The sequence below is a fragment of the Candidatus Hydrogenedentota bacterium genome (assembly GCA_035450225.1).
In the GTDB taxonomy this organism is placed as follows: domain Bacteria; phylum Hydrogenedentota; class Hydrogenedentia; order Hydrogenedentales; family SLHB01; genus DSVR01.
Genome location: DAOTMJ010000053.1, coordinates 1 through 23,507, shown reverse-complemented (window position 1 = coordinate 23,507; position 23,507 = coordinate 1). Strand labels below are relative to the sequence as shown.

The following is a 23,507-nucleotide window of genomic DNA, read 5'->3' as shown; positions in this document are numbered from 1 at the left end:
ATGAAGCCAACAAGATCCCGCCAACGGGATTTTTCTTAGCCGGGGATCGGGGACGGAATCGGGAATAATCGGCTTGAAAGCCATGTGGCCGAGGAGGTCGCGCTGAATGTCCACACCGGGCGCGACTTCGGCCAGTTGCATGCCTTCGGGGACGAGGCGGAAAACGCAACGCTCGGTGACGTAGATCACTTCCTGTCCGTCGCGCATGGCTTGGCGGCCGCTGAAGGTGATCTGGTCCACGTTTTCCACGAACTTGGCCGCCTTGCCTTCCCTGTGAATGACCAGTTGCCCGTCTTCGGCGCGCGCGTCGAGTCCGCCTGCGGTGAATTCGCCGCAGAACACGCATTTCTTGGCGGTTTGTGTGATGTCAATAAACCCGCCGGACCCAATCAGTTTGGGGCCGAGACGGCTGACGTTGACGTTGCCGGCGGCGTCCGCCTGGGCGAGGCCGACGAAAGTCGCGTCCAATCCCTGTCCGTGGTAGAAGTCGAACATTTGCGGCTGGCTGATGATGGCCTGCGGGTTCTTGGCGGGTCCGAAGTTGAAACCGCGTTCGGGCACGCCGCCAAGCGCGCCGACCTCGGTGGTGAGCGCCACCTTGTCGAAAAAACCCTGCTCGTGCGCGACCGATGCGACGCCGGTCGGGATGCCCACACCGAGGTTCGCGGCCATGCCGGGGCGCAATTCCATAGCGGCGCGGCGGCAGATGATTTTTTCGAGATTGAGCGGCAGCGGTTCGAGTTCCCTGCTCAAATCCGCCTGTGATTCCCCGCAGAATGATGGATCGTATTCGACAAAGAGCGTATGGGGATGGTTCTTGCGGGAACTGGCGACCACCACATAGTCAACAAAAAGGCCGGGCACATGCACATGATGGGGATGGGCAGGCGTGTTGCGGAGTTCCTCGACTTGGGCGATTACGATGCCGCCGTGGTTTTTCGCGGCCATGGCGACTTCGAGGCTTTCCATCGTAAGCGCCTCGCGTTCGCAGGTGATGTTTCCGTTCGGATCCGCCGAAGTACCGCGAAAAACGCCCACATGCACCGGAAAAGCCTTGTAGAAGAGCATTTCGCGGCCACCTATAGTCATCAGTTCGACCAGATCCTCGCAGGCCCGGGTGCGTGCATTCATTTTGCCGCCCTCGATGCGGGGATCCACGAAGGTGCCGAGTCCGATGCGCGTCAGAAGGCCGGGCCGGTGCGCGGCAATGTCGCGGTAGAGTTGCGACATGACACCCTGCGGCAGATTGTAGGCCTCGCATTGTTCGGAGGCGATCATTTTTACGACGAGATGGTTCAATCCGACATGGCCGGCGATGAACCGCCGAACCATGCCCGGCCATGCGAAATGGTTCATGCCGCGCCGTTCGGCGCTGAAAGGTCCAAGCCCCGCCGCCCATACAACGACAAGATCCTTGGGATGGCCGGTGGCCTCGAATACCCGGCCAAAGGCCGGAAACACTTCCTCGGCGGGCATGGGATTGACCAGCACCGTTGCGCCATCGGGGATTTTCCTAACCGCTTCCTCGGCCGTAACGACATGCGCCATGGATGTTCTACTCCTTGTATTTTTTACCGTAAACCACCAAACAGCCGATCCGTTTTCCCAACGATCCCGCGAAGGATTGGAATGCGGCACGACAATACCTTGTTGAAAATGATTTCAACAGCCACTATTTCGGACCTTATCGGCGGACATATTGTGCAATTTGCGCCCGATGGTTTTCAAGCGAATTGGATAATGTGTAAGGTATTGATTCACGTGAATTTACGAATATCTAAATCTCTTTACTTTTTTGAGCGGATGTGGTAATCTTTAAGGTAGGCGTAGTGTGTGAATGGCGGCCGGCGACAAAACGGGCCGCCGAGGAGAAGACCCCATGCACAAGCGGTTTCCAAGGATGATCATGGCAGCGGTGTTCAGCCTGCTTTATTGCGGTCTCGCCACGGCCCAAGCGGGCATTCCGTACGACGCCATCTTGCAGATGGTGGCGACGGCGGACACCAACTCGGACGGATGTCTGAGTTTCGCCGAAACACAGGCTACGCTGCCGTTTGTAACATCGTCGCTGTTCAGATCGATTGATGCGGACGGCGATGGGTTGGTTTGCCTGACGGATGTTTTCGCGTCGGGCGCCGTACCCCCCGAGCAAGCCTACCGGCTTCTGGTGGACTTTGCGGACGCGAACGGCGACATGGCCGTTTCATACGCGGAACTCACGTCCGTTTTACCGGGAGTTTCGGCAGGACAATTCAACGCCATTGACACCAATCAAGACGGACGGTTGTCGCTTGCGGATGTTGCCCCCGTGACGATCACGGTTGAACCGCCGCCGATCCTTCCTCCCATTCTGCCGCCCGGCGGCACGCCGATTATCCCTCCGGGGGAATGGACCGCGTACCTGTTTCTGGTGGACACCAACCGCAACGGGGGAATATCGCTCGCGGAGTTGATGGCTTTTGCGCCCGGCATCACCCAAGACATCTTTGACGCTCTCGACAAAAACGGGAACGGCGAGGTGACCGTGGCCGAAATCCAGTCGCTTACGGTGGACGATGCCATTCCGGCGGTCATCCGCATCATCAAAACGTTCGATTTCGATCGCGATCTCAAAATTTCGCTTGGCGAGGCGATGTCGTTCAGTCCGCTGATCAACGCGGACCTGTTTTCCAGTATCGATCAAAACGGCGACGGGATGCTGGATTTGAACGATTTGGGCCTTTCGATTCCGGAAGCGTATGTCAGTCTGTTGAATGCGGTTCTCCAGACCTTCCTCGACAGCGACGCAAACAGCGACGGGTGCCTGACGCTCGACGAACTGCGGGGCCTCATTCCCGGAGCGACCCCGGAAATATTCCGCCTACTCGACAAGAACCGGGACGGGGCCGTCTGTTTCCGCGATCTGGAACGCCTGACGATGAACGATGCCCTTCCGCTGGCCGAATTGATTCTCAAGGCCGCGGATCGGGATCGCAACCTGAAAATCACGCTTGAAGAAGCCGTGGCGTTTTGCCCGTTCATCACCGCGGATCTCTTCGCCGAGGCGGATCAAAACGGCGACAGCATGCTCGATCTGAGCGATCTGGACGGTTCGTTGCCCGCCGGGACCACCGGCGCCCTCAGCGATTTGCTGGAAGCCTTCATGAACAGCGATGCGAATTCCGACGGCTGCCTGTCGTTCACGGAGTCACAGGGCATCATTGCGGGCATGTCGCTGAGTCTGTTCACGCTGCTCGACAAGAACGCCGACGGCGCCATCTGCCTGAATGACGTGCAGCGGCTGTCCGCACACGACATCTTCCCGGCCGTCGAAGCCGTCCTCGCGGCGGCGGACAAGGACGGCGACCGCGCGCTGTCATTCGATGAGGCGCATGCGTTTCTGCCCGCCCTGAACGAAGCCGCTTTCAAGTATCTGGATCAGAACGGCGACGGCGTTTTGAGCGTGGAGGACATCGGGAACATCGCGTTCGTCGATCCCCCACCGGACGTCGTGGTTGGCGGCGATCCGCTGCAACAGTTCATCGTGTTGATGCTTTCCGCGGACAGCGACGGCAACGGATGCCTGTCGCTTGCGGAAGCGCGGACGATTCTGCCGCTGCTGACGGAGAATCTCTACGCGCTGCTTGATGGCAGCCGCGACGGCGCTCTTTGCATGAACGACGTGCAATCGCTGGGCTGGGACGACGTGCCCGCCTTGCTCAATGCGCTGCTGGAAATCGTGGACGGCAACGGAGACGGTCGCATTTCTTTCGACGAGTCCCGGGCCTTTCTGCCCGCGCTGACCCGCGAAATGTTCATCTATCTCGACGCCAACGGAAACGGCCATATTGAATACGGCGATTTCTCCTATGTTCCGATTCTAGACCCCTCAACAGGCACTTTGGACGAGACGATGCGGCGCCTGCTGAATCTTGCCGACACGAACAACGACGGCGCGATATCGTTCGACGAAGCGAAGGCGCTGATTCCCAATCTGAAACGTGAAACGTTCAACATGCTCGATCGGAATGGAGACGGTGTTCTGACCGAAGCCGACGCGGCGCCCCTTCCTCCGCCTTCCATCGATCCGATGGATGCGCTCACGCGTCTGCTGGCAACCGCCGATTCCAATGGCGACGGCGTGATTTCCTACGAGGAAGCCGCGGCGTTGATCCCCGGCTTGCCGCTTTCGTTGTTCAATTCCTTCGACGTAAACGGCGATGGTGTCTTGAGCGTTGGGGATTTGATGAATACCGGCAACGATTGGGGCGGTATTCTGTCCAAACTCCTTGCGATTGCCGACACGAACGGGGACGGTGTCGTCTCCTTCGAGGAAGCCCTCAAATTCATGCCGGGGATAACGCAGGCGATGTTCTCCGCGCTGGATCTCAACCGGGACGGCGTCCTATCCCCCGCCGATATCCCCGACGTCACGATCCTGCCCGTCGATCCGCCCGTTATCCTTCCGCCGGATCCTTTGGAACTGCTCCGCCAGTTGCTTCGCACGGCGGACGCCAACGGCGACGGAGGGATTTCCCTGGAAGAAGTACAAGCCCTGATACCGGGATTCCTGGCGGACCTGTTCCATGCGCTGGACAAGAATGGCGACGGCGTTTTGAGCGAAGCGGATTTACCGGCTCCGCCGCTCGATCCTTTGGAATTGCTGCGGATGTTGATCCTTCGCGCCGATACGGACGCCAACAGGAGCATCTCGCTGGAAGAGGCCCGGGCAATCGTGCCGGATCTTCAGGAAGCGCTTTTCAACGAACTCGACCGCAACGGTGACGGATCCCTGAGCGAGGCCGACCTTCCGCAAGCGCCGCCCAACGGCCAGATCGAATTGCTGCAACGCCTGCTGGCGGCCGCCGACACGAATGGCGATGGCGCCATTTCGATGGATGAAGCGCGCGCGATTGTGCCGGATTTGCCGGCCAGTCTTTTCAATGCGCTGGATGCCAACGGCGACGGTGTATTGTCCGCGGCGGATTTGGGCGCCCCGCCACCACCCGTCGATCCAGCGGAACTGCTTACGCGTTTGCTGGGCATGGCCGACGCCAATCGGGACGGCAAGGTGACGCTTGAAGAAGCGCAGGCGCTGATGCCGCAGTTGACGGCGGAGGTCTTTGCGGGTCTCGATCGCAACGGCGACGGTTCTCTGAGCCGCGACGACTTGCCGTCGCCGGGCTTCGATGCCGCGGCCCTGATCAACCGGCTGCTGGCGCTGGCCGACCGAAACGGGGACGGCAAAGTCAGTCTAGCCGAAGCGCGCACGATCATTCCCGATCTGCCGGAAAATCTGTTCCGGTTGCTCGACGTGAACGGCGACGGATTCCTCAGTGTGGCGGATCTGCCGAACCAGCCCATCGATCCGTTGGCCCTGTTGCGGCAACTGTTGAATACCGCCGATGCCAACCAAGACGGAAAAGTCACCCTTGAAGAAGCAAGGGCCATCGTGCCCGGCCTGCCTGCGGACTTGTTCCGGGCCGCGGATCGCAACAAGGATGGTTTCCTGAGCGTGGCCGACCTTCCCAACGATTGGGAAGTGCCCTCCATCGAAAATCCGCTTCAACTGTTGCAGTGGCTGATCCGGGCTGCGGACGCCAATGGGGACGGCGTCATTACGCTGGAAGAAGCGCAGGCGATTCTGCCGGCCCTTTCCCTTGACTTGTTCGCCGGTCTTGATCGGAACGGCGACGGTGCATTGAGCACGGCGGATCTTCCCCCACCGCCCCCGCAGGATCCGGCCGCCCGCATCCTGGCCCTGCTAAAGGAAGTGGACGCCAATCAGGACGGCTTGCTGACGCTTGAAGAAATTCAGGCCAAGTATCCGGAATTCACTCCGCAGGCGTTTGCGGCGTTGGATGCCAACAAGGATGGCGTCCTGAGCATGGCGGACTTGCCCTCCGCCCCGCCGGCCGGCATGCGCGAAGTACTCCTGCGGATCTTGCGCGAGGCCGATACGGACAACGACGGCGCAGTTTCACTTGAGGAATTCCTCGCCGCGCGGCCCGACGCCACCGTGGACGCCTTCACGCAGCTCGATTTGAACGGCGACGGCCTGCTCAGCCGGGCCGATCTCGCCGAAGGCGAAGTGGACATCCAGCAAGGGGTCCACGGCTTGCTGGAGGCCGCGGATGCCGACGGCGACGGGGTGGCGACATTCGAGGAAGTGCAGGCGGTGCGTCCGAACATTACCCCGGCGCAATTCGACATGCTCGACACCAATGGCGACGGCGTCCTGAGCGTGGCCGATTTGACGGTCGGCGCGCAGGATCCGGAGGCGCGGCTGCGGGCGTTGCTCGGCATCGCCGACGCGAACCGGGACGGCGTTGTGACCTTTGCCGAACTGCTGGCCGTTGCCCCGGACTTGACGCAGGACCTCTTCGACAAACTCGACACGAACGGCGATGGCGTCCTGACGCCCGACGACTCGGCCAATGCAACCGTGGACGATCCGCGCAGCCGGATTGCCGCCCTCTTTGGTCAGGCCGACGCCAATGGCGACGGCGCGGTGACGTTTGCGGAGTTGCAGGCGGTCATGCCGAATCTTTCCGAGGCGGAATTCGCCATGCTGGACCGCAACGGCGACGGTTGGCTGACGTTGGACGATCTGGCTGAATTGACGCCTGTCCCGGTTGAAAACGATCTGCGTCATGCCCTGCTCAGGGCGCTTATTCGCGCGGATAGAAACCAAGATGGAAAACTCGACGCCATGGAAATTGCGCGCGTTTTCCCCGACGCCCCCACGGACTTACTGGCCACGATCGATACCAATCACGATTGGGCTATTGACAAGGCCGAATTGATGGCCGCCCTGGGCCGGAACGCGGCGGGATCGCCGATCGTCGCGCCTGAAGACGCCGACGGCGACGGCCAGATGACCGCGGCCGATGTCCAGATTTGCATCAACCACGCCATCGGCGCGGGGAGCATGGTGTTGCCGCCCGACGTGGACGGAAATGGGCAGGTGGACGCCGTGGACATCCAGCGCATCATCCTGTGCGTACTGCGCGGTTTATAGACGCCTTTACGTTCAAAGTATCAGCGGGCCGCGATCCCTCATACGGATCGCGGCCCTTACGTTTGCCGCATCGGAACGCCGCGAAAAACATGCCGGGGAAATTTTGACCTTTTCCCCGGAAAAGCCGCATGATTCCGGTACATGCTGAAGGCTCACATTGAGTATCTGGCCAACCGTTTTCGCAGCCGGCCGTTGATCGCGGCGGTAAGTTCGGTGTTGTTTTTCCGCGGCGGCGCGGCGGCGCTGGCGTTTCTGAGCAACGCGCTGGTCGCGCGATGGCTTGGCCCCGACGCGTTTGCGCCCTTTGCCATCCTGTTCGCCGTCATGATGGTGGTTTCGGGATTTGCGGGTCCGCCGCTTGACATGAGCCTCGTGCGGTTCGCGGCGCGTTACATTGCCGACGACCGGGACGATTCGCGTCCCTATTTCCGCTTCGTGTTCCAGGTCAAATGCTGGGCGGGCGCGCTGACGCTGCTGGCGGGACTGATCCTGGCCCGGCCGTTGACGCGCATGTTGATCGAATCGAGCGCTTCCGCGGAGGGCGTCATTTCTCCGCCGCCGCCCGCAGGGATGTTTTTGGCTTTCGCGGGGGGGGTGATTATCACATTCTGGAGTTTTGCGCAAGCCTACTACCAAGCCCATCAGCAATTCGTGAAATATGGCCGTTTCGAGTTGACCAGTTCGCTGATGCGCCTGATCGCCGTGGCCGTTCTGCTCGTGGCCGGCACGCACAGCGTGATGGTCATGTTCGGCGGGTATGTGGCCGCTTTGTTCACCGTCATGGCGGCCGGCTGGCTCAGTCTTCCGCGCGGCCTACTGCGCGTGGACATACCCCAAGGCGTGGGGCGATCGTTTCTCCAGTTCGCGAAGTGGGTCATGCTGGCGGGTTTCTTCACGACGCTGGTGCAGCGGCTGGACATTTTATTGCTGGGCCATTTCGGCGTCGCCCGCGATCACATCGGCAACTACGGGGCCGCGGTGAGCTTGGCGCTGCTGGGCGATTTGTTCGTCCTTACCGTATTGCACGTCATGTTACCGCGCGCGAGCCAGATCAAGACGGCGGCTGAAATGGTGCGATTTCTGAAGCGATTCTGGCTACCCTCGTTGCTTGCAAGCGCGGCGATGGCGTCGGGCGTGCTTTTTGCCGAACCGCTGGCGCGGCTCGCGTTCGGGTCCGCATTCGTGTTGACCGGGCATTTGTTTGCCATTCTTTTCGCGGGCGCCGTAACCTCGCTCGCGGCGGCGCCGGCCGTGGCGGCGGTCTTTGCCCTTGGCGCGCCGCGCGTGGTAGCCGTACTGGAAGGCGTTCGTCTGATCGCCTCGCTTGCCTTGGGACTCTGGGCCGCTCCCCGTTACGGGGTGGTGGGTATGGCTTGGACGATGAGTGCGGTTCGGGGTACAATAGCCCTGTTGACATACGTGGCCGCACACTATGAACTGCGCCGGATCCGCGCGGCGGAGTCCATGACGATGTAGCGCGGTAGAAGGGAGCGAGAATGCCGTGAGTGCTCTTGGAGTTGCCTTGAAAGATCGGTGGAATCCCTTGGGCGCGGTATTTGTCCTGATCTTGGCCGTTGTGCTTGGCATAGCCATCGTCGCTTTCGACAAACTGGCCGTTGCGGGTCTGTTCGGCCTCATCGGATTTTGTTTTTTCCTTCGATTTCCCGTGCTGGGACTCTACGCCACCGTCATCTTGTTGCTGCTTTCCGGAACGGGCGGCGTCATCGGCGCCGGCGGCATTCACGTAGCCGTTCCGTTGACCCTCGCGAAATTGTGCGGCGCCGCCGCGCTGGCCGCATGGGCCTTGAACCTGCTCACCCGCCGCCAATCGTGGCATTTTGGATGGGAAGTCATCCTGGCCATCGTGTTCCTGATCTGGAGCCTGTTCGGAACCGTCTTTTCCGACAATCGCGCGGAACAATTGCCGGAATGGATCCGACTCGGAACGTTGGTTGGATTCTTCGTAATGGGCGTGGATTTGCTTTCAGGCGGCGAGAACGCGAAAAAACGGCTGCGCGCCTACATCGTCATCATCTGCCTTTGCGTGTTTCTTTCGGCGGCTTCCGCCGTAGCGCAGTATTTCATGCCGAGCACCTATATCGAGGGCGTCGAAGGCCGGGCGACGTTCCAGGAGACGGGCGGCGCCATCGTGGACCCCGAATCGCTTGCCGGCGAAGCGGCCATCCGCGTATCCGGCCGCGCCCAGCACTCGAACTGGCTGGCGTTCACGTTGCTGTGCGTGCTGCCGCTGAACGCCTTTTGGTTTACGGTATCGAAACGGAAGCTTTTCAAAACGTTTGTCGTGATTGCGACGCTGGTCGAACTGGCGGCGCTGATACTCACATTCACGCGGACGGGGTTCCTGGTCGGCGTAATCGTGATCGTCCTCTTGGCGCTCAAACAACAAGTCAAATCCTCACCCTACCGTTTTGTGGGTTTGGCGCTTGCGGTGGTCCTGGGATGGATGATTTTGCCGGGGCCGTACAAGGAGCGCGTGCTGACGTTCCGGCAATACACAGGCTCCAAGTCCGTTCAAACCCGCGCCCAGTTGCAGTCCGCAGCATGGGAATACATGACTGAACACCCCATCAAGGGCGTGGGCGTGGGCGGCTTCGGGTTCCTCATGAAGGAAGAACCGAACGAAGCGGGCCGCATCATGAAGATTGTGGTGGAACATTACGATTGGAATCCGCTTTTCATCGGCGTCCACAACCTTTACCTGCAAATTGGGTGCGAAACGGGTCTAATCGGCCTGGCCGTCTTCCTTGCCTTCATCGTGCTGCTGATGCGGCACGTGCATTTGGCGGAACAACGGTTCAAGGCCGGCGGCGACGACGAATGGCGAACCTTGGCGGCCACGCTGCAAGTAAGCCTGGTGGCGTTTCTGGTATCCGGCATTTTCCTGCACGCGCTGCAACAAAAAGTGTGGTGGCTGATTGCGGCCGGTGCGATGGGATTGTGCCTCATTGCCGCGAATGCGGAACATCGGGAAGATGAGACTAAGCCGGTACAGGCGTCATGACGCCCGCGAGCAAATGATTTGAGAAAGCGTAAACGTCACGTGAGCGGCGTCTTATAAAATCCCGTAGGGACGTCCTGAGAATAGCCCAGGACGCCAGTTTTGGGATCGTGGCAGCGACAGGGTAGTCCCGTTGGGACATTTTACGATTCACACGTCCCTGCGGGACGAACTTATCCTGTGGATGATTCCATTTGACGGATATCCTCATCGGTCATCCTAAAAAGGCAGTAGTTTCTTTGTCCGCAACTTCTGTGTGCCATGCACAGAAGTTGCGGACAAAGAAAACATATCCTTGATTGAGGCATTGCGGCTGAGCCGCGTTAGGGTCATGCGAAAAGTTTAGCGATAAAAGTACAACAACTTTGCGGGGCAAGCCGGATTGCAATTTTGAAATTTCAATCTGGTTTACCGCCACCATTTGATTTGGGGCGGCGTGTTTCCATCGAATGCAAGGTCGAAGGAAAACTTGAAGGGGCCGGGGATCTTGGACACTTTGACGAGGACGGTGTTCCGGCCTTGCTTGACGGCGCACGAGGCCTTGGCGGATTTGAATTGATCGTGGGGGATCTGATCCGTGCTTTCGTGGATGAGGCGCCCGTTCACCCATATTTTGGTCGCATCCTGCAGACCGATGCGGACCGTGGCGGTGTCACGCTTGTCGCTGAAGAATTCGGAATAGGCATAGCCTGTCCCATTATCGAAACGGGGATAATACTCGTATACGGGCGTGAAAGCCTGCTGCAAGTCAACAACGAAGCCGTCGTCGCGCCGGGCATGCCACGCCTTCCAGGTCACGGGGGCGTACCAGCCGGGATAGATCGCGTCGAAATCAATGGTTTCTTCCGGGGGATAGGGTGTCGCATGTCCTTTGCCGCCCCAATTCGGAAACGGCCCGATGACCATCCAGCGGCGCGTGGCCTCGTTGCGTTCGCGGCGCATCCATTCGACCGCCTTTTGATCAAGCGGGACGATGCCGGCTGACGGCACGGACCGCCGGGCAAAATGCCGGATTAGATTGACAAACAGCCGATCCGCGACAGGGTCCGCGCCGAGGTTTTCCAGTATCCGCAAGTGGGTGAAGACGACGCGTCCCGCGCCGTGGCGGCGCACCAGGATGTCGCTGCCCCACCAGCGCGTTTCCCCCATCATGTACTGGCCTGCGGCGATGGGGGTTGTGTCGAACGTGCCGGCGATGTCCTCGTCGCCGGTTTCGACAAAGGTCTTCGGCGCGACGACGTTTCGGTACGGCTGGCGCATGAGTCCCCGTGCCGGCAATCCCTCGAATACCGGATGGAGTTTCACATAATGATACATGCCGAGGAACGCGCCCACCGCGTCCTTGTTCGTCGCCCGCAGGCCGGGATCGATGCGGTCCGCGAGGTCGTTCCAGTCGTCCGGCGGCGCGAAGAATAAGGCCACCGCGCCACCCTTGACTTGCGCGAGGATTTGGGCCAAATCGTTGTCGGGGTAGGCCCGAATCGTGTTGGCCAGCGGCGGGATAACGTGCAGGGGCGCCTGAACGGTTCCGGGCGTGGCCAGCACGGCGCAGCGTTTTGTCCATATTTCCTGCGGGTCGAGAATATGAACCTCGATGCCGGAAGATTCGACGGGATCGAAAACATGCAGATCCATGCCGTTCTCGGCAAGGCATTTCATGCCCTGCATGATGCGGACGATGAACCGGTGAATGCCCGGCGATCCCGAGGCGCCGACGGATCCCTCCCATAACTCCCTGCCGTGGCGAGGAAGTTTCAGGGATCGTTTTTTCTTCCACAAGACCTGGTTGGTCGGCCCGACGACCTGGAGCGACAGATCCACCTTGCCCTCCAGTTGATCCTCGTTGGCCATGATCAGGGTAACGGGGACTTCCTCGCGGGGAACGAGGTTGGTGCGCGGTATGCTGATCAGGGGGCGCAATTTGGATTGAATGGCCGAAAACGTTTCGAAAACCGGCTTGGGACGTCGCCAACGATCAAGCACACCCGCGCAAAATTCGTGGCCCGCGTCGCACAACTGCGTATAACAGTATCCAGCCAGTTTTGGATTCATGCGGCAGGCGTCCACGTGCATCTGCGCGGCATCGCATTGTAGATCGCGCGCGGCGGCCATGAAACCCGCAAAATCCCCGAACACGCGGTCGAGATTGCGTTCGGCGAAACCATCCCGGGCCGCATCGAGCATCGCCTGGATGAAGCGCGCATCCTTCAGGCGCGTCCGGTCTTCTCCATATTGTTCCAGCGTGCCAACAAGATCCTCCATGCCGCCGAATCCAAATTCGGAAAGAAAGTACAACCGGTTCGGATCGCCGCTGTACGCGTAGTAAAGTTCGATGTCGCGATCCACGGGCGCGCGCTGGTAAATGTGCAGGTCGTCATAGGGTTCGAGTTCTTCGCGGTACGGGAGCATGAACCGCGCCGGTTCCCGCGAGGCGTTCACGCCGCCGCTGTCGTCAACGACGATCCGGCTTGGATCCAGCGATCGGGCCAGCCGGCACAGATCATCCTTGATGGTTTGCGCACCGCCGTTTGTGATGTATCCCGCGTTGCCCGTTTCGTTGAGCATGCCCCAAATCACGATGCTCGGATGGTTGCGATCGCGGAGAATCATTTCGCGCACTTCGCGTTCGCATCGATCTTTCATGTATTGCGACTTTTCGATCCATCCGATGGGGGGTTCCTCGTAAGCCAGCAGGCCGATTTCGTCGCAAAGGTCGAGCGTAATCCGTGGCGGCGTTTTGATGTGAAGGCGAACGAGATTGAACCCGGCTTTCTTCGCCAATTCCAGTTCGCGGCGGGCCATGGCCGCGTCCACGGGCGCGGCGATCGTTCGCGGATAGTCCGGTTGATGCAACACCCCCTTGACGAAGATCGGCCGGTTGTTGAGAAAGAAACGGTTGTCCTTGACGGTAAATTCACGCATGCCGAAACGAACGTCCAACCGGTCCGAGACGGCGCCGCTTTTCAGCAATTCGCACCGGAGCGTATACAATTTCGGCGAGTCCGGCGACCACATCGCGAATTCGGGGAAATCAACCGCATGGCGGCCCGGTTGGATTTCCGCGCCATAAGGGGTCCCCTCGATGGCCAGGCGAACAATCCCCGGTTCCGAAGTCTGAACCGTGACCGTGATGCGTTTGCGGCGAATGTCCGGTTCGATGAATACATCCTGTATATGCGCGACGGGTTTTGATTCGAGACAGACCGGACCCCAAATCCCCGCGAAGGACCAATAGCCGCCTTCCTTCGACGAGGGGATTTGTCTGGGACGGAACGGCCCGTAACCCTCCGGCCCGTGCGGGTCCACAATTCGCACCCAGAGATGATTGGTTCCGGCGCGTAACGCGTCCGTTACCGGGAACGCAAAGGGGGTATAGCCGCCCTCGTGCGCGCCAAGCGCGACGCCGTTCAACCAGACTTCCGCAAAGTAGTCGGCTGCCTCGAATTGCAGTTCGACCATGCGGCCGGGGGGGACGGCTTCCCATTCAAAAGCGCGATAATACCAGCCAACGCCGTCATAGTCCGGAACCCACAAGTCCCAAACGGACGGAACTTGGACCTCCATGGAGTCCGGCGCGTCGCCCCGTTCGAACCAACGATCCTTCCGGCCGCGATCCGCGGGATCGAGCGTTAGGCGCCATGCGCCGTCCAGTGAAAAACGTACTCGTGTCGTGTCGGACATGTGGTAATCCCTGCCGGAGACGCGGACGCGCCTCCTTGCGTGCACCGGCACGATAACCCGGCAAGATGGGCTAGGTCAAATCCGGCGTATTGCCAGAATGGCAAAGGGATGTCCGAAATCCGACAAGACACCTATTTTTCCGTCGGTGAAAATGAAGTATACTCGTTGAAAAAGAGGTTTCTATGTCCTTTGTGCTCGGTATCGAAACTTCCTGCGACGAAACGGGTATCGCGATAGTCGAGGACGGGCGGCGCATCGTGTCATCGGCGCTGGCGTCTCAAGTGCCGGTCCATGCCCCGTTCGGCGGCGTCGTTCCTGAAATCGCGTCGCGCCGCCATACCCAATGCATTTTCCAGTTGGCTCAGCAATGCATCGAAGAAGCGGGCGTGCCCGTGGATGCCGTTGCCGTGACGATTGGCCCGGGTCTGATGGGATCGCTGATGGTCGGCGTGGGCTTCGCCAAGGGGCTGGCCTATGCCTGGGGTGTCCCAATTATTCCGGTCCATCACATCGAGGGGCACATCTTTTCGGTGTTTCTCACGGACAACCCGCCGACGTTTCCGTTCCTGGCGCTTGTGGTCAGCGGTGGACATACCTGCCTGATTGCCTGCGACGAGCCTCACCGATACCGCCTCCTCGGCTCGACGCGCGACGATGCCGTGGGGGAATCGTTCGACAAGGTTGCGCGTCTGCTCGATTTGCCGTATCCCGGCGGTCCCTCGATTCAAAAAGCGGCGGAACAGGGCAATCCACGCGCGATTCGATTCCCGCGCGGTCTCGAACGCAGCGGCGAACTTGAATTCAGCTACAGCGGCTTGAAGACAGCCGTGTTATATGAGCGCCAACGGCAGGCGTCGGCGATTCCGGATATCGCCGCCAGTTTTCAATGGGCGGCGGTGGATGTGCTCATCACGAAAACGAAATTGGCCATTGAAAAGACCGGCGCCGAACGGCTGGTCTTGGCGGGCGGCGTCGCGGCCAATCGCCTGCTGCGGGAACGGCTGGTGGCGGAGTTGCCGGCGCCGGTACACATGCCGCCGATGAGTCTGTGCATAGACAACGGCGCCATGATCGCCGCGGCGGGCGATTCGCGCTTGCACAAGGGACTGCTCGGTCATTTCCGAGCCACGCCGGATCCAAATCTCCCCCTTTGCGTGAGGGATGAAAGATGAATGAGGAAGCCATAACGCCTCCCCCTTCGCGCGATGAATCCCTTGGCGTTCTTGAGGGATACGATATCGTCGCGTTCGCGTTTTCGGACTGGCGAGCCAGTTGGTCACTGCCGCAGCAGATTGCCACGCGCCTTGCCCCGCGGAATCGTGTCCTTTATGTGGACGTACCGCGCCCGTTCGTTTATTTCTTGAAGGGCCGCGATCCCCAGGGAGCCGGATACTGGGAAGGGCCTCGCCTCCAGGAAATTTCATCGAATTTTTATGTTTACCATCCACCGCATGTGTTCTTGCCGTTCAAAGGGCTTCCGCTCCGCGCCATGCAATTCGTGCTCGATTTCAACGGCTGGCTCCTTTCGAGGCTGGTGAAACGGGCAATGGCGCGACTGGGCTTCGGCCGCCCCATCGTGTGGAATTTTTCGCCCTTGCACGGGATGGCCGTCGAGCGGATGAACGCGCTGGCAAACGTCTACGACACCGGAGACGAGTGGGTCAATTACGAGAAAGATCCGAACGGCGTGCTGTTGCTCTACTGGATCGAGGAACGCCTGTGCCGACAGGCCGATATTGTCTTTACCGGCACGGAAAACATGAAGGAACAACGCGCGTTGTACAACAGGGAAACGCACGTTGTCTATCATGCTGCGGACTACGCCCACTTTTCCAGGGCCGCGCTCGCGGAAACGCCCGTTCCGGACGATGTGGCGCATTTGCCGCATCCCATCGTGGGCACGGTCGGCGTGATCGATCCGGCGCGTTTCGACGTGGGCCTTGTCGTATCTATGGCGAAAATGCGGCCCGCATGGTCCATCGTTCTTGTGGGTCCCGCCCGCGCGGATATGGACCTTGGCCCGATGCGGGGAATTCCCAATCTTCACCTCCTTGGCAACCGCCCCATCGCTGAACTGCCGAACTATCTGAAGGCATTCGATGTGTTGTTCATCCCCTACAAGGTTAATGATGCGACCCGGAATATTTATCCGCTCAAATTGCAGGAATACTTTGCCACCGGCAAGCCCGTGGTAAGCCAGGCGTTGCCTTCCGTGGCGGCCTATGGCGACGTGGTGGAGATAGCCCGATCGCATGAAGACTTCCTCGCCCGCGTCGAAGCCGCCTTGCGCGACGATGCGCCTGAATTGCGGGATGTGCGTCAGGCCATTGCGCGGGCGAACTCATGGGAACATCGCGTCGAGGTGAAGTGCGGGCATGTTCGACGCATTCTGCAGGCAAAGTACGGCCGTTGACGTTCATAGAGCAAGCCCGCTGGCTTCCGATGTTCATTGCAACCTTTCAAGTTCGGGGGGCATAATAACCCTGAATAGATCATGGTATTTTCGGCAAGAAGGAGAGCCTGCCCATGCGGTACTGCGTGTTGTCCATTCTATTGCTTGGCGTTTTGGCGCTGACCTTCGCCTGGTGTGCGCAAGCCCAAGATCCCTCCCCCGCGCCGCCGGAGTCGTCATCGGCGCCCGCCGCCCCCCCTCTCCCGCTGCCCGTTCCGCAATCGGCGGCGGGAAGCATGGCCGGCGAGCCGGTGACCGTCCTGCTGATGCTCCAATGGGGCGGCGTCATTCTCTGGATCACGATGGCGATGGGATTTGTGGCGATGGCAATGGCCATTTACCTCATCCTGACCGTCACGCCGAAGCGCGAGGTACCGGCAACGCTGGCCAAGCGCCTGTTGGGCCAGATTCGCGCGGGCGACCTGCGTGGCGCGTACCAATTGTGCGAGGGACGCGACGAATTGCTCGCGAACGTGGCGCGCGCGGGGCTCAAGATGGCGGGTCACGATCGCTATGTGGTGCAGGAGGCCATGGAAAGCGAGGGGGAACGCGGCGCTTCGGCCCTGTGGCAGAAAATTTCATACCTGAACAACGCCGGAACGATTGCGCCGCTGCTGGGCTTGCTGGGCACGGTGTGGGGCATGGTATTGGCGTTCAGTTCGATTGCCTCGGATAACGCGCAGGTGCGGGGGATCGTGGTGGCGGAAAACGTGTCCAAGGCGCTGATTACGACCGTCGGCGGACTGGTGGTGGCGATTCCCTGCATGGTGGTGTATTACTACCTGCGCGCGCGCGTCATCAAAATCGTCGCTGAAGTCGAAGCCCAGGCGAGTGAAATCGTCGAATTGCTGGCGCAAGGGAGGCATGTATGAGATTCGGCCGTCACCTGATGCAAGAAGAGGCGGATGCCATTCCCTTGGCGCCGCTCATTGACATCGTGTTTTTGACGTTGGTCTTTTTCCTGACGATTTCGACGTATTCGACCATCGAAAGCGAAGTGGACATTGCGCTTCCCACGGCTGACAGCGCCGTGCAGAACGACCGTTCACAGGGCGAGATCTATATCAACATACGCAAGGACGGCGCCATTGTTCTCAACGGACGCGAGATGAATCTGGAAGAACTCCAAGACGTGCTCATGCGGGTTGCGGAACTGTTTCCCGGCGGCGCGGTGATCGTTCGCGGCGACCGTGAAGCCAATTTGGGGAAGGCCATCGCCGTGCTGGACTGCTGCCGCAAGGCAGACATCTGGAACGTGTCGTTTGCGGCGCTGCGCGAGGAAACGCAGGGCGCGAAATGACGGACGCGAGGATTCATGGGATGAAGCGACGGATTGCCGGCATTTTGGCCATTGCGGGCCTGTTGGCGTTCCCATCCTGGGCCGAATCGCCGGAACAGGCGCAGTTTGATTTCGCAAACGGCCTCTTCCAAAGGGGGTTCCACAAGGAAGCGATGGAGGAATACAAGGTTTATCTTGAAAAATATCCACAGGGCGAGTATGTGCCCTTGGCCCAATATCGCATGGGCGAAGCCGCCTATGCGGCACATGACTATTCCTCGGCGCTCGAAGCATTCGACAAGGTCTTGGCCGGCAATGCGGATCCGGACACGAAAAAACGCGCGAAACTCAGCCGGGGTGAAGTGTTATATTGCCTGAAGCGCCCCGCGGACGCCTTAGTGGCCATTGAACCAATCGCCGCGGAAGAAAGCACTCCGGAACTTCGCGCACGCGCCCTGTATCATCTGGGCCGCATCAATGCCGACAGCGGCAATCTGGAAGCGGCTGCCCAATCGCTCAAGACGCTCATTGAAACGTATCCCGCCTCTCCGCTGGCCCCTTTTGCGCAATACCATTTGGCCTTTGTTTACTTGTCGGCCAAGGAAACCGAAAAAGCGGCTGTCGAGTTCTCGGCGGTAGCGGCCTCGAATGCAGACGACCGTCTCCGAATGGAAGCGCGTTTTCGCTCGGGGGAGGCCTACGAAGCCATCGGCTGGCACAGCGCGGCGCAGGGCGCATACCAGCAACTGAAGAAAGAATTCCCCGATTCGCCGTTTGCGCGCAAGGCAGACTATGGCATCGCTTGGGCAACCTATCACACAGGACATTACACAGAAGCCTCCGTAGCGGGCGAGACGTTTCTCAAAAAATATCCAGACGCCCCGGAAAAGGCCGGCATCGAATTTCTGCTCGCCAACTGCCTCCAGCAGCAACAGCGTTACGCGGAAGCGATTGCGCGTTATGCGAAGGTACGCGCCGAATACCCCGACACGGAATTTGCCGGCCGTTCCCGATACAAACAGGCTTGGTGCCTTTATCTCACCGGCCAATTGGATGAGGCCAAGGCTGAAATAACCGCTTTTCTGCAAGCGCCCGGCGATCTGGGCTTAATCGGTGACGCCTCCTTCCTGCTGGGATCGATTGATGTGGCAAAAGGCGAGTATGAAAAGGCTTACGAGGAATTTCGGATCGTGGCCGAAAAGTACGCCGGAGGCGAGTTTGGCGCGGAAGCCCTCTACAAGGCCGCGGAATGCCTTGCGCAACTCAAGCGCACCGAGGAAGCCGCCAAGGCTTTTGAAAATTTTGCCAAACAATACCCCGACAATATCCTCGCTGAACAGGCCCTGCTCCGCGCGGGCGATGCGCAATTCATGACGTCGGCTTTTGCGGAAGCCGTTGAACGATACAAAAAGATTCTCGAGGCGCCGGGCGACGCGAGCGTCGAATTAGACACGCTGTACCGCCTCGCCATCACGTATCACAATATGAAGGATTACGCGGCCAGCGCGGACACGTTTCGCAAACTGCTGGCGAAAGCGCCGAACGGTAAACATGCCGCCGAGGCCCACTTCCGCATCGGCGATTTCCTCCTGAACGATGGGAAGGACCCTGTCAAGGCCATCGAATCGTTCAAGGCGAGCCTGGAGTTAGACGCCCAAGGGCCTTTTGCGGGACGCGCCGCAAAGGGCATTGCCCTTGCGCGTTATGAGGCCAAGGACTTCGATGCGGCCATGGAGATGTTTCTCCGGCTGATGAAAGAATTTCCGGACGTGGCGCTAAACGAGGAAACCTACGCATGGACCGGCCAGCGGTTCTTTGACCAGCAGAAATGGGAACAGGCGCAGATTGCATTCGAGGCCCTGCTAAGGGCGCGTCCCGATTACCCCAACCCGGAACGGGTTCGCCTCAAGATGGCCGAATGCAGTGAGAAGGCCGGGAAAACCGATGCGGCGCTGGCGCTGTACAAGTCCGTGGTGGAAGCCGATCCACGCGGCGCCATCGGCGTTGAAGCCCGATACCGGATGGCCCGGATTTTTGAAACACAACAGAAGGACGAAGATGCGCTGCGCCTGTATGAGGAAGCCGCCAACGCCAACACGGGCGACACCGCGGCGCGCGCGCGTTTTCGCCTTGGCGAACTGTACGAGGCCAAGCAGGAATTCGATGCCGCCGCCCGCAGTTACATGCGCGTGGCCATCCTCTTTCTTCACGATCAGTTGTCGCCGGAATCGCTCTGGCGAGCCGGACAATGTTTCGAGAAGGCCGGAAGCCGCGAACAGGCCCGGAAATCCTACGAGGAACTGGTGCGCGAGTATCCGGAAAGCGAACAGGCCTTGAAAGCCAAAGAGGTCCTTGACAAAACGCCATAGGACTCCCCGATGAACAGCCGGCAGACATTGATGGCGATCAGCATCCTGATTACGACGGTATTTTATGCCCTCGTGATCGGCGTGGGATCGCTCGTGCCGCTCTATGGATTACGCCCGCCGCCTCCACGGGTATCCCCCACGTTCCGGGTACAGTTTCTCGAAGAAACGGCGACCCCGCCCCTTGTCGCTGAATCGAAAAAGGGAAATGGAACGAAACTGTCCACACGTCCCGAAAAGATCGAAGATCTTCTCAAGCGCGAGACGGATTTGATCCAGGCGCTTGATTCAGCGTTGGAAAAGCTGACGGATATGCCGGACTTGGCCGGTCGCGCCGCCCAGGAGACGCTCTCCCCCCCGCTGCCCATGCCCCCCGACCCGGAAATGATGGCGCGCGTTGATGCCAAAGTCATCGAAATCGCCCAGGAAACCGCACGAACCGGCATTGAAATTCCGCGGCGCCTGGCCACTCCGTCCCCGGATCGTATCATCGCTGAAAACGAGTATCCGGTCTTGCGAGGTCCTTCGGATACGCCGGAAGCCGAGGTTGCGCTGGGGATGTTGCCCACTGTAAGCCTCCTCGACGCGCCCGCCCATCCGCGCGGTCAATTGGACGGAGGCCAGTCCCCCCCTCTCGACGATTTCATACCCTTGGAACCCTTCAACGTCGCTCTTCCCGGTTTGCCGCAGGTGGAAGTGATTGCACGTGAGCCCGTCGTCGAACAAATTCGCGGGGAACGCCCCTACGAGTTCATGGACGATTTGGTGGATATCGGACTCGAAACGTATCTGCCGCCGGACGAAAAAGAGGGCTTTTTCCGAATACGCATTGCCCCGAAGAAAAACGGCGGCATCGAGGTGCTGCCAAAAGACATAACGTTTGTGATTGATGCGTCCAACAGCATCATCCAGCGAAAACTGGACGCAACCGTCAAAGGCGTGCGGCAGGCCATCGCGCAATTGAAGCCGGAGGATCGGTTCAACATCGTCGTGTTTCGCGACAACCCCGTTTTTTTTCAGCCGGAACTCGTGCCGGCCACTCGGGATAATCTCGCCCAGGCGGCGGTGTTTCTCACCAAAGTCGAATCGCGCGGCGCGACCGACGTCTTCAGCGCTTTGCGTCCGGTCGTGCAAACGCCCCCCCGCGAAGGCGTCTCCGGGCTTGTCGTGGTGGCGACGGACGGGCGCCCCACAACCGGCGTACGCGATTCCCGGGCGATTATCAACGAATTGACGAACGAAAACACCTGGGGAAATGAGATTGTCGCTTACGGCGGCGGCAATACGGTGAACCGTTACCTGCTGGATCTTCTCGCCTACCGGAACCGAGGCGAATCCCGCGTCGAGACGTCCATCGATCGTATCGCCGGCGATCTGCCCGTATTCATTGGACAGTTCAGCGAACCGGTGCTCGCCGGCCTTCGCGCGGACTATGTCAACATTGACACCGCAAACGTTTTCCCGAAACAACTTCCAGACTTTCGCAAACAACGCGTCGTAACGGTTTACGGCCGGTTTTCGCCCCAAAAAGACGGCGAGTTCGTCATGCGGCTCAGCGGCAAGGCGCTATCGAAGAAAAAAGAAATCATTTTCCGTTCCAACCTTGGCAAGGCGGCCAAAGGAGACGCCGATATCGCCCGAAACTGGGCGTTTCAAAAGGTCTATTTTCTTATCGGCGAAATCTGCCGTGTTGGCGAAACGCCCGAATTGATGGGCGAATTGCGCCTGCTATGCCGGAAATACGGCATCCGAACCACCTACGACGAATAGCCCTAAACGGAACAAACCCACGGCCGAAGGTCTGACGCGCCTGAATTTCCCGGGACGGCTATGCTACACTTTCCGCTGGTATCGGACATGGGAGGTTTGCAAAGGCATGGACGCGATTCGGGAACATTTCCAGGCGCATTACCTCTATTATGTGTTGGCGGCCGTGGTCGTTTTGCCGCCGTTTTTCTATTTCCGGCGGCAGACATTTCCGCTGCTTTTTTACACCATCGAATTTTGCCTGTACGCTTCGATCATGCATGTCACGATTTTCGTGATGGCTGTTTGCGCCGCATGGTTTCGTGAAAACACGCAGATGCAGGTCGTGCGGGACGTGATCCGCCAGAATCCCCACTGGAAAACGCCAATCCTTCGCTTCTGGGAGACGAAACAGTACAATCCGTCATGGCTGGTCTACCTGGAAGCGGGATTACTGGCGCTGATTCTGTTGGCGATGTGGAAATTCCGGCCGTTGGTCGTTCAGAAACCGAAAAAGAAAGCGCCGCCGAAAAAACCGGGAATGTACTCCACGCAATTCGGCGGCAAGACGCAGTTTGGAGGAAAAAAATGATACCGGCGTTTGTTCGAGGATCCATCGCACCCGTGTTTACCGCGTTTCATGAGGACGGCCGCCTGGATGACGACGGCCAGCGGGCCATCCTGGATTATCTGGATGAGAGCGGTGAGGTCAGCGCATGCTTCGTGCGTTCGGGGATGGGACAAATGTTCACGTTCTCGTTCGAGGACGTCAAGCAGATAGCCAAGGTGTCGTGCGAACATCTAGCGGGACGGACGCCGGTCTTGGTGGGATCGGCCGGAATCTGGGACCGCGACCGCACAAAGCGGCCCGATCCGAAGGTGTACACGAAACAGGCGGTCGAATTGAGCCAATACGCCGAAAGCGTCGGGGCGTCCGGCGTGGTCCATACCATACCCGAAGCGATTCTACCCGGTCCGGACGAAACGATTCCGGATGTGATCCTTCGCTATTTCGAGCAAATTTGCGATGCAATAAAAATCCCCGTCTTTATTTATCAATCGCCGGGCACGGATGCGGACTATTGTCTATCCCCCGAACTGGCATGCCGATTGGCCGATATGCCCCTGATCATGGGCATGAAGGCCTCGACGGTTGACGCCGCGTATATCTTCGATATCACCTATGCTGTACGCGGCAAGGATTTCGGATTCATCAGCGGCAACGAGTGCGGATTCCTCGCTGGGCTCGTGACCGGTTCCCGGGCGGTCATCGGGCAGGGCGCCACCATGAACCCGCGCATCCTCAACGCCATTCAAATCCGCTATGAAAAAGGCGACCTCGAAGGCGCAATAGCGGCGCAGCACTCGACGAATATCCTCGTGCAGCGTTCGCTGAATAGCACCGAGTTCTTCAAGCGGTATATTTCCGCAAAAGGCTATCCCATCAAACCGTATCCGCGCCGGATGGGCGCAAGCCTTTATGCGTCGCAAAAGCCCGATCTCTCCCAGGCCGATTACGATGCCTTCAAGGCATTGTACGAATCGGAACTGGCGAAGTACTGAGATCCCGTGAATTTCTTTGCGCAATCGAAAGCGTAACGCCGAATTTCTTTGCGCGCCCCGAGGCGGACCAACAGCAATAATGGATAAAAGGCTGCAAACGCCATATTGATCCGAACGAAAGATTGACATCCGTGAAGTTCCTTATGCCCTTGGATGGCTGGCTTTGGGAAAGGTTTTTTCGGCGTCAATGCCGATACTGAAGAGTACCGAGTTCTTGAGACAATAGGATGAGACTTTCCACGAAGATTGGCATCTCCGGGCAACGGGATCTTGTGTTGAAATTGAAAATGGCCGCTTGGTAGCGCCGATTTCCCAATCGGCATGTCGTGTTTCAGCAAGCCGATTAGGAAATCGGCGTTACATTCCGAAACCTTCACGACTCCGAGAACAAGGTACCCTCA

The 23,507-nt window shown here is 59.3% G+C and carries 13 protein-coding genes; 11 read left to right on the top strand and 2 right to left on the bottom strand.

The genetic code is table 11. From position 1 onward, the window contains the following. On the bottom strand, positions 1 to 1,548 hold a 1,548-nt coding region (locus P5540_17875), incomplete at its 3' end, for a CoA-transferase (GenBank protein HRT66692.1). 331 nt (positions 1,549 to 1,879) lie between these two features. Here P5540_17875 and P5540_17870 point away from each other — a divergent pair. The 3 genes from P5540_17870 (at position 1,880) to P5540_17860 (ending at position 10,022) form a co-directional block, all read left to right on the top strand. Next, a complete protein-coding gene (locus P5540_17870; protein HRT66691.1) occupies positions 1,880 to 7,000 on the top strand; it encodes an EF-hand domain-containing protein in 5,121 nt (1,706 codons plus the stop codon). Between the two features lie 141 nt (positions 7,001 to 7,141). Next, complete coding sequence (locus tag P5540_17865; protein ID HRT66690.1) at positions 7,142 to 8,476, top strand: hypothetical protein; 1,335 nt, start codon at positions 7,142 to 7,144, stop codon at positions 8,474 to 8,476. Positions 8,477 to 8,501: 25 nt separating this feature from the next. Then, positions 8,502 to 10,022, top strand: a complete 1,521-nt coding sequence (locus P5540_17860) for an O-antigen ligase family protein (protein HRT66689.1) — start codon at positions 8,502 to 8,504, stop codon at positions 10,020 to 10,022. A gap of 405 nt (positions 10,023 to 10,427) precedes the next feature. Here the strand turns inward: P5540_17860 and P5540_17855 are convergent, their stop codons facing one another. Then, complete coding sequence (locus tag P5540_17855) at positions 10,428 to 13,700, bottom strand: glycoside hydrolase family 2 TIM barrel-domain containing protein (protein ID HRT66688.1); 3,273 nt, start codon at positions 13,698 to 13,700, stop codon at positions 10,428 to 10,430. A 182-nt stretch (positions 13,701 to 13,882) separates the two neighbouring features. Here P5540_17855 and tsaD point away from each other — a divergent pair, with 182 nt between their 5' ends. The 8 genes from tsaD (at position 13,883) to P5540_17815 (ending at position 23,106) form a co-directional block, all read left to right on the top strand. Then, on the top strand, positions 13,883 to 14,872 hold the full coding sequence (gene tsaD, locus P5540_17850; protein HRT66687.1) for a tRNA (adenosine(37)-N6)-threonylcarbamoyltransferase complex transferase subunit TsaD: 990 nt from the start codon (positions 13,883 to 13,885) through the stop codon (positions 14,870 to 14,872). After that, complete coding sequence (locus P5540_17845) at positions 14,869 to 16,113, top strand: glycosyltransferase (protein ID HRT66686.1); 1,245 nt, start codon at positions 14,869 to 14,871, stop codon at positions 16,111 to 16,113. Before tsaD ends, P5540_17845 begins: the two co-directional genes overlap by 4 nt. 113 nt (positions 16,114 to 16,226) lie before the next feature. Next, the gene (locus P5540_17840) at positions 16,227 to 17,024 is read left to right on the top strand and encodes a MotA/TolQ/ExbB proton channel family protein (GenBank protein HRT66685.1); all 798 of its coding nucleotides are present in this window, start codon (positions 16,227 to 16,229) and stop codon (positions 17,022 to 17,024) included. Then, positions 17,021 to 17,452: a biopolymer transporter ExbD gene (locus P5540_17835; GenBank protein ID HRT66684.1), complete on the top strand. Its 432-nt coding sequence runs from the start codon at positions 17,021 to 17,023 to the stop codon at positions 17,450 to 17,452. Before P5540_17840 ends, P5540_17835 begins: the two co-directional genes overlap by 4 nt. Positions 17,453 to 17,472: 20 nt before the next feature. Further along, positions 17,473 to 19,800, top strand: a complete 2,328-nt coding sequence (locus P5540_17830; protein ID HRT66683.1) for a tetratricopeptide repeat protein — start codon at positions 17,473 to 17,475, stop codon at positions 19,798 to 19,800. Positions 19,801 to 19,809: 9 nt separating this feature from the next. Continuing rightward, positions 19,810 to 21,567, top strand: a complete 1,758-nt coding sequence (locus P5540_17825) for a VWA domain-containing protein (GenBank protein HRT66682.1) — start codon at positions 19,810 to 19,812, stop codon at positions 21,565 to 21,567. Positions 21,568 to 21,673: 106 nt separating this feature from the next. After that, on the top strand, positions 21,674 to 22,135 hold the full coding sequence (locus P5540_17820; protein ID HRT66681.1) for a hypothetical protein: 462 nt from the start codon (positions 21,674 to 21,676) through the stop codon (positions 22,133 to 22,135). Then, complete coding sequence (locus P5540_17815; GenBank protein ID HRT66680.1) at positions 22,132 to 23,106, top strand: dihydrodipicolinate synthase family protein; 975 nt, start codon at positions 22,132 to 22,134, stop codon at positions 23,104 to 23,106. Before P5540_17820 ends, P5540_17815 begins: the two co-directional genes overlap by 4 nt. Positions 23,107 to 23,507: the final 401 nt, after the last annotated feature.